The organism is Pseudomonas paraeruginosa (assembly GCF_003025345.2).
GTDB lineage: Bacteria > Pseudomonadota > Gammaproteobacteria > Pseudomonadales > Pseudomonadaceae > Pseudomonas > Pseudomonas paraeruginosa.
This window is the reverse complement of the sequence record NZ_CP020560.1, coordinates 969,784-985,808: the sequence shown is the minus strand read 5'-3', so window position 1 is coordinate 985,808 and position 16,025 is coordinate 969,784. Positions and strand designations below refer to the sequence as shown.

The following is a 16,025-nucleotide window of genomic DNA, read 5'->3' as shown; positions in this document are numbered from 1 at the left end:
GAAAGATATCCACCGCGCCGATGGCACCGCATTGGCGAACCCGAGCCCTGCCGGCGCGTCCAACGACGGCAGACGCGTCCAGGCCGGCGTGCTAAGGTGGCCCGTCCCGAGGACCCTGCTGAGGAGAGCAATGCGTAACCCCGAACGATCCGCCCTGCTGAAGGTGAGCGGGCTGCTGGGCAGCACCGTGATCGCCATGGGGCTTGGCCTCTCCAGCGCCTGCGCGCAAAAGAATCCGGCGCTCGAATACAACCAGCCTGCCGCCCCCCTGCCGGCCAAGTCATCCACTGGCGCGCGCCCGACCGTCCCGGGTTACTCCAGCGTTACGGCGGATGCCGCACAGCCCGCACAGAGCTTCGAGCAGTGGCGCGAAGCCTTCCGCCAGCAGGCCCTGGCCGATGGCATCGACGCGCAGACCTTCGATCGTGCCTTCGCCGACGTGCAACCCGATCCCGCCGTGGTCGAAGCCGACCGCAGCCAGCCGGAATTCACCCGTCCGGTGTGGAAGTATCTGGAAGGCGCCCTCGATCCCTTGCGGGTCCGCCAGGGCCAGGCACGCCTGGCGCGCCACGCGCGGATCCTCGAGCAGGTCGACGCACGCTACGCCGTGGACGCGAACGCGGTGGTGGCGATCTGGGGCATGGAAAGCAACTACGGCTCGCACATGGGCAACAAGAACGTGATCCGCTCCCTGGCCACCCTGGCCTACGAGGGACGCCGGCCGGAGTTCGCCCACGCCCAGTTGCTCGCCGCCCTGAAGATCCTCCAGCACGGTGACGTTCCGGCCTCCTTCATGATCGGCTCCTGGGCCGGCGCCATGGGCCAGACCCAGTTCATCCCGACCACCTACAACCAGTACGCAGTGGATTTCGACGGCGACGGCAGGCGTGATATCTGGGGTTCCCCCGGCGACGCCCTGGCCTCGACCGCCAATTACCTGAAGGCTTCCGGCTGGATCGCCGGTCAGCCCTGGGGCTTCGAAGTCCGCCTGCCCGCGGGCTTCGACTACTCCCAGGCTGAGCTCACCATCCGCAAGCCCCTGAGCGAGTGGCAAGGACTGGGTGTACAAGGCGTGGCTGGCGCCGGCCTGCCCGCACACCTCGCCGGCGAACAGGCTTCCCTGCTGCTGCCCGCCGGCCATCGCGGCCCGGCGTTCCTGGTGCTGCACAACTTCCGTGCGATCCTCAAGTACAACAACTCCAGCGCCTATGCCCTGGCGGTCGGCCTGCTCGCCGACAGCTTCAAGGGCGGCGGCCGGATCGTCGCCGCCTGGCCGCTGGAGGATGTGCCGCTGAGCCGTTCGCAACGTATCGAACTGCAACAGCAGTTGGCCGCACGCGGACACGATCCGGGCGCGGTGGATGGCATCATCGGCGCCAATACGCGCAAGGCGATCCGCGCCTGCCAGCAGGAGTTCGGCTGGCCGGCGGACGGCTATCCGACCCCGGCGCTGCTCGATCGCCTGCGCACGCCATAGGGCCGCCGGCGGAGCTTATGGTCCCACGTCCTGCACGACCGCTCGCGGTATACCGGCTCGTATAACGCCACGGGCGTTATCCACCGCCCCGCCCCGCATCGGCGGATAACCGCGATGCGGTTATTCGCCCTACCGGCGAGCGCTTCCGCAGCGCCTCGCAGGGCCGCCTCGCGCGGCGGGAAGTGGCCGACGCCATCCAGCAGCAGGCGCCGGCAGCGTCCGCTGAAATACTGTTCGCGGCCGCGGGAGCCGTCAGGATGGGTACAGGCGTCCGCGCCGCCGTGCAGGACCAGGGTCGGCACAGCCATGCGTGGCGCCGGCAGCAGCTGTGCTCCCGGTGAGCCAACGCCCTCGCGCAGGCCGCGAGCATTGGCCACCGCGCGAGCGCCCCAGTCATGCCCACCAGCAGAGGACGGCGTAGCGCCAGGCTGTCGATGAGCCCCAGCAGGTCACAACCCAGCGCCGCCAGTTGCCCGCTGCGCGGCGTCGCGGCATGCCTGAAGCGGGCCGGCGCCAGTACCCGGTAGCCGGCGCTCGCCAGGGTTTCCGCCACGGCCTTCCAGCCATGCGGGCTGTCCGGCCAGCCGTGGAGCAGGACGGCGTTGCGTTCGCCCTGGGGACTCCACTCCAGGTAGGCGATTTCCAGGTCGTCGGTGGAAGCGAAGGCATAGCGGCTCATCGGGCACCTCCGGGAGGATGAACCGCCATCCTGGAACGATCTCCACGCGTGATTCATGAATAGTTAGCGTCTACTCTTCATGAAACGAAATGAATGGATGACTTCATGGAGCTTGCCGTCCCCGTCTCCCAATCGCTGGACATCGTATTGCTGCGCACCTTTCTCGAAGTGGTCGACAGCGGAGGGTTCGCCCTCGCCGCGGACAACCTGGCGCTCACCCCCTCCGCGGTCAGCGGGCACATCAAGCGCCTGGAGCAAAGCGCCGGGGTTGGCCTGCTGAGCCGCACCACCCGCCGCCTGGAGCTGACCCAGGCAGGCGAGACGCTCTACGGCTATGCCCGCAACATCGTCGAACTGGAGCGCGAGGCACGCGCCAGGCTGCACGGCACGCCGATCCGCGAGCGTTTGCGCATCGGCGCCTCGGAGGATTTCGCCAGCGCCTGGCTGCCCAGGGTCCTGCAGCGCTTCCGCCGCTGGCACCCGGAAGCCTCCATCGAACTCAAGGTGGGCATCACCAGCGACCTGCTCCGCCAGCAGGCCCAGGGCCGCACCGACGTGGTGTTCGGCAAGCAATGCCGGCGAGTCGAGGACGACGGCGAACTGCTCTGGGAGGAACCGCTGGTCTGGGCCGCCGCGAGCGCGGTCGAGCTATCCCCGGGTGAACCGCTGCCGCTGGCGTTGTTCCCCGAGCCTTGCGTCTACCGCGAGGCAGCGATCACCGCCCTGGGCGCCGCTGCGCGCCCCTGGCGACTGGTGTTCGAGAGCGCCAGCATGGCCGGCTGCCTGTCCGCCGCGCTGGCCGGTTTCGCCGTGACGGTGGTCGCACGCAGCCAGATGCGCGAGGGTTTGCGGGAAGTGGGGCCGGAGCAGGGCCTTCCGGATCTGCCGGAGGCGCGTTTCTACGCCTTCTCGCGCCAGCCCAGCCTGGCGGCCGAGGCGCTGGTGGAAGCGGTACGGCAACTCGGCCAGCGCAATCGCTTCGTCGCTGCACGGGGGTGAGCGCAAACGGCGCTCCACCCGCTGCCTCGGCCACGCAGGAATGAGCCGCCCCCGCGCAGGGCGGGTAACGACCCCGGCGTTATCCGCCGATGCCCCGAGCCTCGGCGCCGGCGGATAACCGCAAGCGATTGTTCGCCCTGCGCCTGAAGAGGCTTCGTGGCGGCCCAATGAAAAACGCCGCGTCCCTGCGCAGGGACGCGGCGTCGGAGGGCATTGGCGCGGTGACGATCAGCCGATCTTGTTGCCGTGCGCCTGCTGGTCGGCGTGGTAGGACGAGCGCACCAGCGGACCGGAGGCGACGTTCTTGAAGCCCATCCTCTCGCCTTCCTCGGCGAACCAGGCGAAGGTGTCCGGATGCACGAAGCGCTGCACCGGCAGGTGGTTGCGTGACGGCTGCAGGTACTGGCCGAGGGTCAGCATGTCGATGTCGTGCTCGCGCATCCGCTGCATGACCTCGATGACCTCTTCGTCGGTCTCGCCCAGGCCGAGCATCAGGCCGGACTTGGTCGGTACGTGCGGGACCATCTGCTTGAACTTCTGCAGCAGGTCCAGCGACCACTCGAAGTCCGAGCCCGGCCGCGAGGAGCGGTACAGCCGCGGTACCGTCTCCAGGTTGTGGTTGAACACGTCCGGCGGCTCGTTGGCAGTGATCTCCAGGGCGATGTCCATGCGCCCGCGGTAGTCGGGAACCAGGGTCTCGAGCTGGATGCCCGGCGACAGCTTGCGGATCTCGCGCAGGCAGTCGGCGAAGTGCTGGGCACCACCGTCGCGCAGGTCATCGCGGTCCACCGAGGTGATCACCACGTACTTCAGGCGCAGGTCGGCGATGGCGATCGCCAGGTTGGTCGGCTCGTCGACGTCCAGCGGCTTCGGCCGGCCGTGGCCGACGTCGCAGAACGGGCAGCGGCGGGTGCAGATGTCGCCCATGATCATGAAGGTCGCGGTGCCGCCGGAGAAGCACTCGCCCAGGTTCGGGCAGGACGCTTCTTCGCAGACGCTGTGCAGCTTGTGCTTGCGCAGCAGTTGCTTGATGCGGTCGACCTCGGGGGAAACCGGGATGCGCACGCGGATCCAGTCGGGTTTCTTCGGCAGTTCCTCGGTGGGAATGATCTTCACCGGAATCCGCGCGACCTTTTCCGCGCCGCGCAGCTTCACGCCGACTTCCACCTTGCCCGGCTTGGCTTCTCCGGACTTCTCCACAACAGTGCTCATGTCAGTTCGATCCCGCCCGTAAGGGTCTTCTGTTCAGCGTAGCCAAGGCGTGAGACGAGCTCAGCGCGCAATCGGGTACACACCTCGGCAAAATCCACCGGCCCAACCAGGTCGCGCAGTTGGGTCATGGGCATCCCGGCGTAGCCGCAGGGATTGATTCGTTGGAACGGACGCAGGTCCATGTCCAGGTTCAGCGCCAGGCCATGGAACGAGCAGCCGTTGCGGATGCGCAGGCCGAGCGAGGCGATCTTCGCCCCGTCGACGTAGACACCCGGCGCGTCCGGCTTGGCCACGGCCTGCACGTCATAGGATGCCAGCAGGCCGATCAGGCTCTGCTCGATCCGGCTGACCAGCTCACGCACGCCCAGGCCCAGGCGGCGGACGTCGAGCAGCAGGTAGGTGACCAACTGGCCAGGGCCGTGGTAGGTCACCTGGCCGCCGCGATCCACCTGGATCACCGGGATGTCGCCGGGGAACAGCACATGCTCCGCCTTGCCGGCCTGGCCCTGGGTGAAGACCGCAGGGTGCTGCAACAGCCAGGCTTCGTCCATCACCGATTTGTCGCGTTCGGCAACGAAGCGCTGCATGGCATGCCAGGTCGGTTCGTAGGGAACCTCGCCGAGCTCACGGAAGCCCAGCTCGAGACCCATCAGAGCACCATGTGCACGCGTCCGGTCGCGCGCAGGTCGTTATGGATGGCTTGCAGTTGGTCGACATCGGTGGCGGTGATCAGCACCTGCACCGAGAGGAAGCGCCCCTTGCTGCTGTCGCGGACCACCAGGGTCTCGGCGTCGAGGTCCGGCGCATGGCGCCGGATGATTTCCACGACCAGGTCGGAGAAACCTTCGCCGGCGTCGCCGATCACCTTGATCGGGTAGCGCTCGCAGGGGAATTCGATTTTCGGGGGTTGAACGTCAGGGGTATCGGTCATGGCGGCGGCGGACCCGTGGTCCGCTGGGACGGGCGCCCGCTGGCCTCGTGAGCGGGCGGGCGCCGGTCGGTCAGTTGAACAAACCGTAGAAGAACAGGCGGATGCTATCCCACAGGCGGCGGAAGAAACCACCCTCCTCGACGGCGTTGAGGGCGACCAGGTCGGCGGTGCGGATGACCTTGTCGTCCAGCTTCACTTCCACTTTGCCGATCACCTGGCCCTGCTGGATCGGCGCCATCAGCTGCGGCTCCAGGACCATGCTGGCCTGCAGCTTCTGCATCTGGCCGCGCGGCAGGGTCATGGTCAGGTCCTCGGCGAGGCCGGCCTTCACTTCATGCTCGGAACCTTTCCAGACCAGGCCCTTGGTCAGCTCGGTGCCCTTCTTGTAGAAGTTGCGGCTTTCGAAGAAACGGAAGCCATAGGTCAGCAGCTTCTGGGTCTCGGCGGCGCGGGCCTGCTCGCTGTTGGTGCCGAACACCACGGCGATCATGCGCTGGCCGTCGCGCACAGCGGAAGCCACCAGGCAGTAGCCGGCCTCCTCGGTGTGGCCGGTCTTCAGGCCGTCGACGGTCTTGTCGCGCCACAGCAGCAGGTTGCGGTTCGGCTGCTTGATGTTGTTCCAGAGGAATTCCTTCTGCGCGTAGATCGCATAGTGGCTCGGCTCGCCGTAGATGATCGCGCGGGCCAGCACCGCCATGTCGCGGGCCGAGGAATAATGGTCCGGGTTGGGCAGGCCGGTGGCGTCCATGAAGTGCGAGTTGGTCAGGCCCAGCTTCTGCGCGGTGGTGTTCATCATGTCGGCGAAGGCGTCTTCGCTGCCGGCGATATGCTCGGCCAGGGCGACGCTGGCGTCGTTGCCGGACTGGATGATGATGCCATGCAGCAGGTCGCTCACCGAGACCTGGCTGCCGACCTTGATGAACATCCGCGAGCCGCCGGTGCGCCAGGCATGTTCGCTGACGGTGACCAGGTCGTTCTCGCCGATGCGGCCGGCCTCGATCTCCTTGGTGGCGATGTAGGCGGTCATCAGCTTGGTCAGGCTGGCCGGCGGCAGGCGCTGGTCGCCGTTGTTCTCGACCAGTACCTGGCCGCTCTCGCCGTCCATCAGGACGTACGACTTGGCGGCCAGTTGCGGCGGCGCCGGAACCATGGATTCAGCAGCCCAGCCAGCCGTAGGGGCGATGAACAGGACAAGCAGTGACAAGCGTTTCGCGATAGTGGTGATGTTCATCCGTCTCTCTGGTTCTACCAATGGTCAAACAATCCCTTGCGGGAATTCCCTGCGTGAGTAGGCGCTCAGTCGGGGCGTACCAGCGTCGGCTGGCCAAGATTGGCCACGCGGATGCTGTCCTGGGTGCGGCTAGCCTCGTCCGCCGAACCGATCGGTCCCAGCCGCACCCGGTGCAGGATCTGCTGGTTGCGCACGACCGAGCTGATAAACACCGGCGCAGCCGTCACGCTGCTCAGCTTGGCCTTCAGCAGCTCCGCCGCATCCGGGTTGGCGAAGGCGCCCACCTGGAGATACAGGCCATCGGCTGGTAATGAAGCGTTTTTTTTTGAGTCGATCTGCACCGGCAGCACGGCTGCGGCGTGCTGCGTCGGCGGCGGGGTATAGGTCTCGATCGGCTGCGCCATTGCCACCGCCTGCGGCTGCGCCGCGCCAGGAGCGGCCTGGGCCACCGCCTGCCTGGGCTGCGCCAGGACCATCGGCGCCGGCCGGCCGCGCTGGGCCCACCATTGCACCGGGTCGATGCCTTCGACCTTGACCCGCGCGGTGCCGGACTCGGCATAGCCGAGCTTCTTCGCCGCGGCGAAGGACAGGTCGATGACCCGGTCGGAATAGAACGGTCCGCGGTCGTTGACGCGGACGATCACGCTCTTGCCGTTGTCCAGGTTGGTCACCCGCACGTAACTCGGCAGCGGCAGGGTCTTGTGCGCGGCGGTCATGCCGTACAGGTCGTAGGTCTCGCCGTTGGCGGTGGCCTGGCCGTGGAACTTGGTGCCGTACCAGGAGGCGGTGCCGACCATCCGGTAGGCCCGCGCGTCGTTCATCGGGTAGTAGGTCTTGCCCAGCACGGTATAGGGGTTGGCCTTCACCGAACCGTTGTGCGGCATCGGCACCGCATCGGGGATCCGCGACACGTCGACGTCCCACCAGGGGGCGCCGTCGCGATGCGGACGGGAATAGTCGCCCGGCCCGGAAATGCCCGCCTGCCTGGCCGGCTGCTGGGGCGCCTTGCTGGAGCAACTGCTCAACAGCACGGCCGCCAGCCCGAGGCCGCAGACGGCGGGCAGGATCAGGGAGGAGCGGACACGCTTGCTCAATGGGCACCTCGCGCGCGGGCAATCTCGCCCGCCAGCTGATAAACCGCCATGGCATACATGGCGCTGCGATTATAGCGGGTGATCACGTAGAAGTTCGGCAAACCGACCCAATACTCGATGCCCTTGTCGCCGACGAAACGCATCGCCGTGACCTTCTGCTCGTCGCGCAGCGCATCGTGGGTGCGCCAGCCGCGGGCGCGCAGCTCGCCCAGGCTCATGGTCGGGTCGACGCCCCTGGTCACCGCGCTCTCGGCGCTCTCGTCGTTGATCTCGGCCATCGAGACCACCGGCTCGCCGGTGACCCAGCCGTGCTGCTTGAAATAGCTGGCGACGCTGCCGATGGCGTCGGTCGGGTCGCTCCAGATGTTGATATGGCCGTCGCCGTCGAAGTCCACCGCGTAGGCGCGGAAGCTGCTCGGCATGAATTGCGGCAGGCCCATGGCGCCAGCGTAGGAGCCGGTCAGGCTGAGCGGGTCGACCTGCTGTTCGCGGGCGAGCAGGAGGAACTCGCGCAATTCCTTGCGGAAGAAGTCGGCCCGCGGCGGATAGTCGAAGCCGAGGGTGGACAGCGCATCCATCACCCGGTAGCTGCCGGTGTTGCGGCCGAAGAAGGTTTCCACGCCGATGATCGAGACGATGATCTCGGCCGGTACGCCGTATTCCTTCTCCGCCCGCGCCAGGTCCTCGGCATGCTTGTTCCAGAAGTCGACGCCCCGACTGATGCGTGCGTCGCTGATGAAGATCGGCCGGTATTCCTTCCACTGCTTGACCCGCTCGGCCGGGCGCGAGATCGCATCGAGGATCGACTGCTTGCGGTTCACGTCGCGGAACAGCCCCATCAGCTGCTCTCCGGCGAAGCCGTAGTCGCGGGTCATCTCGCTGACGAACTCGGCCACTTGCGGCGAGCCGTCGTAGTCCCCCGCCTGGGCCGCCCCGGACAGGCCAACGAAGCCGGCCACGCCGACCCATTGGACGCCCCTGGCCGCCCATGTACGCAGTACGTGCATTGCGTTCTTCACTCTTGGTCTCAAACCTGGGCGATCCATTTCCGATGGGTATGGATCGACATCAGAACCCCGAACCCTGACAACAGGGTAACCAGCGAAGTTCCGCCATAACTAATGAAAGGCAGCGGTACCCCCACCACCGGCAACAACCCGCTCACCATACCGATATTCACGAAGACATAAACGAAAAACGTCATGGTGATGCCCCCGGCCAGCAGTTTGCCGTAGAGCGTCTGCGCCTGGGCGGTGATGACCAGGCCGCGACTGATCAGCAGCAGGTAGAGCACCAGCAGCAGGCAGACGCCGACCAGGCCGAACTCCTCGCCGAGGACCGCAATGATAAAGTCGGTATGGCTTTCCGGCAAAAAATCCAGGTGCGACTGGGTGCCCAGCAGCCAGCCCTTGCCGAATACCCCGCCGGAACCGATGGCCGCCTTCGACTGGATGATGTTCCAGCCGGTACCCAGCGGGTCGCTTTCCGGGTCGAGGAAGGTCAGCACCCGCTGTTTCTGGTAGTCGTGCATGATGAAGAACCACATCGCCACCGCGATCGGCACCGCCGCCGACACCGCGCCGACGATCCAGCGCCAGCGCAGGCCGCCGACGAACAGAACGAAGCCGCCGGAAGCGAGGATCAGCATGGCGGTGCCGAGGTCGGGCTGCTTCAGGATCAGCACGAACGGGGTGATGATGATCGCCAGGCTGATCACCATGTGCTTGAGTCCCGGCGGCAGGTTGCGCTTGGACAGGTACCAGGCCACCGTCATCGGCATCAGCAGCTTCATGAATTCCGAGGGCTGGAAGCGGATCACCCCGGGGATGTTGATCCAGCGCGTCGCGCCCTTGGCGTCGTGGCCGATCACGTCGACCACCACCAGCAGCGCGACCCCCACCAGGTAGCCCAGCGGCACCCAGCGGGCCATGAAGCGCGGTTCGATCTGGGCGATGATCACCATCATGCCCAGGCCCAGGCCGAACGAGGTGGCCTGCTTCATCAGCATGTCCCAGCTCTTGCCGCTCGCCGAATAGAGGACGAACAAGCCGGTGGCGCCGAGGATCAGCAACAGCAGCAGGAGGATGCCGTCGATGTGCAGGCGCTGCAGCAGGCTGGCGCGCCGGCGCATCACGTCTTCGTTGGACAGGGTACGGTCGAAGTTACTGTTCAAGGGCGGGCGCCTCCGGCTCGGCTGCCGTGGGTTCGGGCCTGGCCACCGCCGCCGCCAGCGGCGCCACGGGTTCGGCGTATTCGGCCTTGAGCTTGCCGTGCTCGTCGAGCAGCCAGGCGTCCATCACCTGCTTGACCACCGGGGCGGCGACGCCGGAGCCGGACTCGCCGTTCTCCACCATCACCGCCACCGCGATCTGCGGGTTGTTGGCCGGCGCGAAGCCGACGAACAGGGCATGGTCGCGATGTCGCTCGAGCAGCTTGGAGCGGTCGTAGCGCTCGTTCTGCTTGATCGCCACCACCTGGGCGGTACCGCTCTTGCCGGCGATCGGATAGACCGAAGTGGCGCCGACCTTGCGCGCCGTGCCGCGGGCGCCATGCACCACCTGCTGCATGCCGTAGTCGACGCGGTCCCAGTTGGCCGGGTCGCGCAGCACGATGTCGGGCATCGGGTTGGGGTCGAGCGGCGGCTGGCCGTCGATGGTCTTGGCCAGGTGCGGGCGGATCCAGTGGCCCTTGTTGGCCAGCAGCGCGGTCATCTGCGCCAGCTGGATCGGTGTCGCCTGCATGTAGCCCTGGCCGATGCCGAGGATCAGGGTCTCGCCCGGGTACCAGGCCTGGCGCCGAGTCTTGCGCTTCCATTCGCGCGAGGGCATCAGCCCGTCGGCCTCGCCGAACATGTCCAGGGCGACCTTCTGGCCGAAGCCGAAACGGCTCATGAAGGCGTGCAGACGGTCGATCCCCAGTTTGTGCGCGAGGTCGTAGAAGTAGGTGTCGTTGGACCGGTAGATCGCCGACTCCAGGCTCACCCAGCCATCGCCGTAGCGGTTCCAGTTACGGTACTTGTGGTCGTAGTTGGGCAACTGGTAGTAGCCGGGGTCGAACACCCGCGAAGTCGGCGTGACCACGCCGGCGTCGAGGCCGGCCAGCGCCACCGCCGGCTTCACCGTCGAGCCCGGCGGATAGAGCCCGCGCAGGACGCGGTTGTACAGCGGCCGGTCGATGGAGTCGCGCAGCTCGGCGTAGGCCTTGAAGCTGATGCCGGTGACGAACAGGTTGGGGTCGTAGCTCGGCTGGCTGACCATCGCCAGCACGTCGCCGGTGGACGGCTGGATCGCCACGATGGCCCCGCGACGGCCGGCCAGGGCGTTCTCGGCAGCCTCCTGCAGGCGGCTGTCGATGCTCAGGACGATGTCCTTGCCGGGAATCGGATCGGTGCGCTTGAGTACCCGCAGCACCCGCCCGCGGGCGTTGGTCTCGACCTCCTCGTAGCCGACGGTGCCGTGCAGCTCGCTCTCGTAGAAGCGCTCGATGCCGGTCTTGCCGATATGGTGGGTGCCGCTGTAGTTGATCGGGTCGAGGTTCTTCAGTTCCTGCTCGTTGATCCGCCCGACGTAGCCGACCGAATGGGCGAAGTGCTCCTTGAGCGGGTAGTGGCGGACGAACTGGGTCGCCACGTCGACGCCCGGCAGGCGGAACTGGTTCACCGCGATGCGGGCGATCTGCTCCTCGTTGAGCTCGAACATGATGGGAACCGGCTCGAACGGACGCCGCCCCTGTTTCATGCGCTTCTCGAAGATGGCCCGGTCGTCCTCGCTCAGGCCGAGGATCTCCACCAGCGTGTCGAGGGTCTTCTGCAGGTCCTCGGTGCGCTCGCGGGTGATGGTCAGGCTGAAGCTCGGCCGGTTGTCGGCGATGATCACCCCGTTGCGATCGAAGATGATCCCGCGGGTCGGCGGGATCGGCTGCACGTGGACCCGGTTGTTCTCCGACAGCGTCGAGTGGTACTCGTACTGGGTCACCTGCAGGTGGTACATGCGCGCCACCAGCACCAGGGTCAGCAGGACCACCGCCACCGCCCCGACGATGACACGCCGACGCACCAGGCGGGCGTCTTTCTCGTGGTCTTTCAGGTGGATCGGCTGCGGCATCGGGACTGGGGACTATTTGTGGTAGGGGTGCCCGGACAATACGGTCCAGGCCCGGTAGATCTGCTCGCCGACCAGGATCCGCACCAGCGGGTGCGGCAGCGTCAACGGCGACAGCGACCAGCGCTGCTCGCTGCGCGCGCAGACCTCCGGCGCCAGCCCTTCCGGGCCGCCGACCATGAGGTTCACGGTACGCGAATCGAGGCGCCAGCGGTCCAGCTCGCGGGCCAGTTGCTCGGTGCTCCAGGGCCGCCCTTCGACCTCCAGGGTAACCACCCGTTCCCCCGGCTGCACGCGCGCCAGCATGGCCTCGCCTTCCTGACGGATCAGGCGCGCCACGTCGGCGTTCTTGCCGCGGGTGTTGAGCGGGATCTCCACCAGTTCGAGGGACAGCTCGGCCGGCAGGCGCTTGACGTACTCCTGCCAGCCTTCCTCGACCCAGCGAGGCATGCGCGAGCCAACCGCGATCAGGCGCAACCGCATGCCGGCGTCACTCTTCCGGCTGGTGCTGGGCGCGGCTCTGCTCGGCGCCCTGCCAGAGGCGCTCCAGGTCATAGAACTGGCGGGTCGCCGGGAGCATCACGTGGACCACCACGTCGCCCAGGTCGAGCAGCGCCCATTCGCCGGACTCCAGGCCTTCGCTGCCCAGGGGCTTGACGCCGTTTTCCTTGGCCTTGGTCAGGACGTTGTCGGCCAGCGACTTGACCTGGCGGCTGGAACTGCCGCAGGCGATCACCATGTAGTCGGTGACGCTGGTCTTGTCCCGCACATCGAGGGTCACGATGTCCTGGGCCTTGAGGTCTTCCAGGGCATCGATGGCCAGCTGGACGAGTTGTTCGGTTTGCATTGAGTCGGTCTCTGTTTCTTTATCAGTGTGGCGCACGATACAGGTGGTGCGCCTCGATGTAGTTCAATACCGCGTCCGGCACCAGGAAACGCACGGAACGCCCGTTCCCCAGCAACGCGCGGATCTGGGTGGCGGACACCGCCAGCGGCGTCTGCCAGACGAAGGTGATCTGCCCGCCCGGTCCTTTCAGGGCCCGCGGGTCGGCCACGCTCCGCGCCGCCAGCAGGTCGCGCAGCGCTTCCGGCGGCTCGCTGTCGGCATCCGGACGCTGCAGCACGATAATGTGGCAGTGCTCCAGCAACGCCTCCCAGCGGTGCCAGGTCGGCAGGCCGCAGAAGGCATCCCAGCCGATCAGCATGAACAACTGGTCGTCGGCCGCCAGCTCCGCCCGCACCGACTCCAGGGTGTCGATGGTGTAGGACGGTTTGTCGCGCAGCAGTTCGCGGGCGTCGACCGTCAGCCGCTCGACCCCCGCCACCGCCCGCTCGACCATCGCCAACCGCTGCGCGGCCGACACCTGCGGGGCGTCCCGGTGCGGCGGCCGAGCATTGGGCAGCAGGCGCAGTTCGTCGAGGGCGAACTGCTCGGCCATTTCCACGGCGCTGCGCATATGTCCGATATGCACGGGGTCGAAAGTGCCGCCGAACAGGCCGATACGTTTGCCCATCAGGTGCGCACGTGACCGTCGCCGAAGACGACGTACTTCTCGCTGGTCAGGCCCTCCAGGCCGACCGGGCCGCGGGCGTGCAGCTTGTCGGTGGAAATCCCGATCTCGGCGCCGAGGCCGTACTCGAAGCCGTCGGCGAAGCGGGTCGAGGCGTTGACCATCACCGAAGCGGAATCCACTTCGGCGAGGAAACGCCGCGCATCGCTGAAGTTCTCGGTGATGATCGCGTCGGTGTGCTGCGAGCCGTAGGTGTTGATGTGCTCGATCGCCGCGCCGAGGCCGTCGACGATGCGGATCGACAGGATCGGCGCGTTGTACTCGGTACGCCAGTCCTCCTCGGTAGCCTCCAGCACGTCTGCGCCGAGCAGCGCGCGGGTCGCGGCGTCGCCGCGCAGTTCCACACCCTTCTCGCGGTAGATCGTGGCCAGGGGCGGCAGCACCCGTTCGGCGATGCCGGCGTGCACCAGCAGTGTCTCCATGGTGTTGCACGGCGCGTAACGCTGGGTCTTGGCGTTGTCGGCGACGCGGACCGCCTTGTCCAGGTCGGCGGCGACGTCGATGTAGACGTGGCAGATGCCGTCCAGGTGCTTGATCACCGGCACCCTGGCCTCGCGGCTGATGCGCTCGATCAGGCCCTTGCCGCCGCGCGGGACGATCACGTCGACGTACTCGGGCATGCTGATCAGCGCGCCGACCGCGGCGCGGTCGGTGGTTTCCACCACCTGCACGGCGGCGGCGGGCAGCCCGGCCTCGGCCAGGCCCTGCTGGATGCAGCGGGCGATCGCCTGATTGGAGTGGATCGCCTCGGAGCCGCCACGCAGGATGGTCGCGTTGCCGGACTTCAGGCACAGGCTGGCGGCATCGATGGTCACGTTCGGCCGCGACTCGTAGATGATCCCGACCACGCCCAGCGGCACGCGCATCTTGCCGATCTGGATGCCCGAGGGCACGTAGCGCATGTCGCGAATCTCGCCGATCGGGTCGGGCAACGTGGCGACCTGGCGCAGGCCCTCGATCATGTCGTCGATGCGCGCCGGGGTCAGCGCCAGGCGGTCCAGCATCGCCGGCTCCAGGCCGTTGGCGCGGCCGGCGGCGAGGTCCTGCTCGTTGGCGTGGGACAACTCCGCGCGAGCGGCGTCCAGCGCATCGGCCGCGGCCAGCAGGGCGCGGTTCTTCTGCGCGGTGGCGGCGCGCGCGAGCAGCCGCGAGGCGGCGCGGGCGTCGCGGCCAAGGCGGCTCATATAGTCGAGGACGGACTCGGTCATGGTCTCGGCATCTGGCATCAGGGAAATGCGCGATTATAGCGAGCCTGCCCCGGCGCGCCCAGCCGCAACAGCCGGTCGGTAGACAGCGCGTTCCGCCGCCCCGGCGGTAACGCGGCGGCCCCGCTGCGCCTGGGCCTGTGCGCGAGACGGTGACACCCGGGCAAAGGCGCCGGCCGAAGGATAGGTAAACAAAATTGCTACCTCTGTTTACCTTCGAGATGCGCCTGGCCGCTGCACCCACCGCCAGCCGCCCGGCAGAACAACAATAACGACGCACACACCGCGGGGCCTCGCCATGCGCTACCGGACCGACTACAGCGCGCAGTCGCTGAGCAGCGAACCGAATCTCCTCCTCCTCGACGGCTGGCAACTGCGCTACCAGGCCTTCGCCGCCCGCGTCGACGACCCGCGCCCGCCGGTGCTCCTGCTGGGCGGCGCCTTCCAGAGCTTCCGCTCGTTCGCCGGCGAGGTCAGCGAACTGCTCGCCGAGCACCCGGTGATCCTCCTCGACCTGCCGAGCCAGGGCGGCAACCTGCAACTGGCGGCCGAACTGAGCCTGGAAGACCTCGCCGACCTGATCGCGGCCTTCGCCGAACGGCTCGGCCTGCCGCCGTTGATGCCCATCGGCCTGTCCTACGGCTCGGCCCTGGCCGCGCTGTTCGCCGCCCGCCATCCGCGCCGCTGCGCGCGCCTGCTGCTGGCCGGCATCACCGCGTTCGGCCGTCCCGGCGCCCGGCTGCTGCTGGTGGAAGCCCTGGCCCGGCTCGACGAAGGCGACCAGAGCGCCTTCGCCCACGGCGTACTGACCGGCCTGATCAACCCGCTACAGCTGGAGCGTACCGGCGTCTCCCCGCTGTTTCGCAAGGCCATGCTGCGCCAGTTGCAACGCCTGACCGCGGCGGAGATCGAACGCTACCGGCAGAACAGCCGGCGCCTGCTGGCCTTCGGCGGCTTCGAGCGGCACCCGACCTGCCCGACCCTGGTGCTCGCCGGCGAGTACGACCATTTCACCCAGCCCTGGGAACATGCGGTGTTCGCCCATGCCTGCGGGAACGCCGAGTTCGCCCTGATCCACGACGCCGACCATCTAGCCCAGTTCGAACGGCGCGAGGCCTGTGCCCGGCTCTACGGCCCGTTCCTGCGCGGCGAGGCGCTGCCGGAGCGGGCGGAGGGCAGTACGCGGATCCCACGCACGCGCCTGCTAGACCTGGAGCGACGCTTCGAGGCCCGCCGCCGGCCTGCCCATGGACACGCACGACTGGACCATCCGCAACTCGGCGATCGCTCGGCGGAGCTGCTGGAGCTCGGCTATTTCGGCGGGCGGCTGCACGCCGACCTGCCCGAATCCCGCCCGCAACGCGGCTGGCGGTTGCGCATCGACGGCCTGGCGGACCTGGACATCCTGCCCCTGCGTCCGACCGCCGGCGGCTTCGCCTTCATCTTCCCGCACTCCGACCCGGCGGCCAGCGCCGGACTGGCCGCCCTCCTCGCCGCCTGGCAGCGGGCGCAGGTCGCCTGAGAAA

15 protein-coding genes and 1 pseudogene are annotated in these 16,025 nt (G+C 67.7%); 3 read left to right on the top strand and 13 right to left on the bottom strand.

Translation table 11 applies throughout. The annotated features are described in order from the left end of the window. Positions 1 to 130 precede the first annotated feature (130 nt). Positions 131 to 1,477 (top strand): lytic murein transglycosylase, encoded by a 1,347-nt coding sequence (locus B7D75_RS04780; RefSeq protein ID WP_003152230.1) that lies wholly within the window; start codon positions 131 to 133, stop codon positions 1,475 to 1,477. Between the two features lie 161 nt (positions 1,478 to 1,638). Here the strand turns inward: B7D75_RS04780 and B7D75_RS04775 are convergent. After that, positions 1,639 to 2,156 (bottom strand): annotated as a pseudogene (locus tag B7D75_RS04775) (alpha/beta fold hydrolase); the annotation flags it as partial. Positions 2,157 to 2,261: 105 nt separating this feature from the next. Between B7D75_RS04775 and B7D75_RS04770 the strand changes: the two are divergent. Next, positions 2,262 to 3,155, top strand: coding sequence for a LysR substrate-binding domain-containing protein (locus B7D75_RS04770; RefSeq protein ID WP_107114652.1), 894 nt, complete (start codon positions 2,262 to 2,264; stop codon positions 3,153 to 3,155). A gap of 228 nt (positions 3,156 to 3,383) precedes the next feature. Here the strand turns inward: B7D75_RS04770 and lipA are convergent, their stop codons facing one another. The 12 genes from lipA to B7D75_RS04710 form a co-directional block, all read right to left on the bottom strand. Beyond that, the gene (lipA, locus tag B7D75_RS04765) at positions 3,384 to 4,367 is read right to left on the bottom strand and encodes a lipoyl synthase (protein ID WP_041025292.1); all 984 of its coding nucleotides are present in this window, start codon (positions 4,365 to 4,367) and stop codon (positions 3,384 to 3,386) included. Beyond that, positions 4,364 to 5,017 (bottom strand): lipoyl(octanoyl) transferase LipB, encoded by a 654-nt coding sequence (gene lipB, locus B7D75_RS04760; RefSeq protein WP_003093177.1) that lies wholly within the window; start codon positions 5,015 to 5,017, stop codon positions 4,364 to 4,366. Before lipB ends, lipA begins: the two co-directional genes overlap by 4 nt. Beyond that, a complete protein-coding gene (locus tag B7D75_RS04755; RefSeq protein WP_003153382.1) occupies positions 5,017 to 5,298 on the bottom strand; it encodes a DUF493 domain-containing protein in 282 nt (93 codons plus the stop codon). The genes lipB and B7D75_RS04755 overlap by 1 nt, the downstream gene beginning before the upstream one ends. A 70-nt stretch (positions 5,299 to 5,368) precedes the next feature. After that, on the bottom strand, positions 5,369 to 6,529 hold the full coding sequence (locus tag B7D75_RS04750; RefSeq protein WP_034079811.1) for a D-alanyl-D-alanine carboxypeptidase family protein: 1,161 nt from the start codon (positions 6,527 to 6,529) through the stop codon (positions 5,369 to 5,371). 65 nt (positions 6,530 to 6,594) lie between these two features. Next, positions 6,595 to 7,623, bottom strand: coding sequence for a septal ring lytic transglycosylase RlpA (rlpA, locus tag B7D75_RS04745; protein ID WP_052150454.1), 1,029 nt, complete (start codon positions 7,621 to 7,623; stop codon positions 6,595 to 6,597). Then, a complete protein-coding gene (gene mltB, locus B7D75_RS04740) occupies positions 7,620 to 8,642 on the bottom strand; it encodes a lytic murein transglycosylase B (protein ID WP_023443052.1) in 1,023 nt (340 codons plus the stop codon). Before mltB ends, rlpA begins: the two co-directional genes overlap by 4 nt. Before the next feature lie 8 nt (positions 8,643 to 8,650). Next, complete coding sequence (rodA, locus tag B7D75_RS04735; RefSeq protein WP_074197275.1) at positions 8,651 to 9,754, bottom strand: rod shape-determining protein RodA; 1,104 nt, start codon at positions 9,752 to 9,754, stop codon at positions 8,651 to 8,653. Between the two features lie 31 nt (positions 9,755 to 9,785). Beyond that, a complete protein-coding gene (gene mrdA / locus B7D75_RS04730; protein WP_003153390.1) occupies positions 9,786 to 11,726 on the bottom strand; it encodes a penicillin-binding protein 2 in 1,941 nt (646 codons plus the stop codon). 12 nt (positions 11,727 to 11,738) lie between these two features. Beyond that, on the bottom strand, positions 11,739 to 12,206 hold the full coding sequence (gene rlmH / locus B7D75_RS04725) for a 23S rRNA (pseudouridine(1915)-N(3))-methyltransferase RlmH (protein ID WP_107113789.1): 468 nt from the start codon (positions 12,204 to 12,206) through the stop codon (positions 11,739 to 11,741). Between the two features lie 7 nt (positions 12,207 to 12,213). Then, positions 12,214 to 12,570, bottom strand: coding sequence for a ribosome silencing factor (rsfS, locus tag B7D75_RS04720; RefSeq protein WP_003153392.1), 357 nt, complete (start codon positions 12,568 to 12,570; stop codon positions 12,214 to 12,216). Between the two features lie 22 nt (positions 12,571 to 12,592). Further along, a complete protein-coding gene (gene nadD / locus B7D75_RS04715) occupies positions 12,593 to 13,237 on the bottom strand; it encodes a nicotinate-nucleotide adenylyltransferase (RefSeq protein ID WP_003153394.1) in 645 nt (214 codons plus the stop codon). Beyond that, positions 13,237 to 14,502 carry a glutamate-5-semialdehyde dehydrogenase gene (locus tag B7D75_RS04710; RefSeq protein WP_107113788.1) on the bottom strand — a complete coding sequence of 422 codons (1,266 nt, stop codon included), beginning with the start codon at positions 14,500 to 14,502 and terminating at the stop codon, positions 13,237 to 13,239. The genes nadD and B7D75_RS04710 overlap by 1 nt, the downstream gene beginning before the upstream one ends. A gap of 295 nt (positions 14,503 to 14,797) precedes the next feature. Between B7D75_RS04710 and B7D75_RS04705 the strand changes: the two genes are divergently transcribed. Next, on the top strand, positions 14,798 to 16,021 hold the full coding sequence (locus B7D75_RS04705; RefSeq protein ID WP_107113787.1) for an alpha/beta fold hydrolase: 1,224 nt from the start codon (positions 14,798 to 14,800) through the stop codon (positions 16,019 to 16,021). The last annotated feature ends 4 nt before the right edge of the window (positions 16,022 to 16,025 follow it).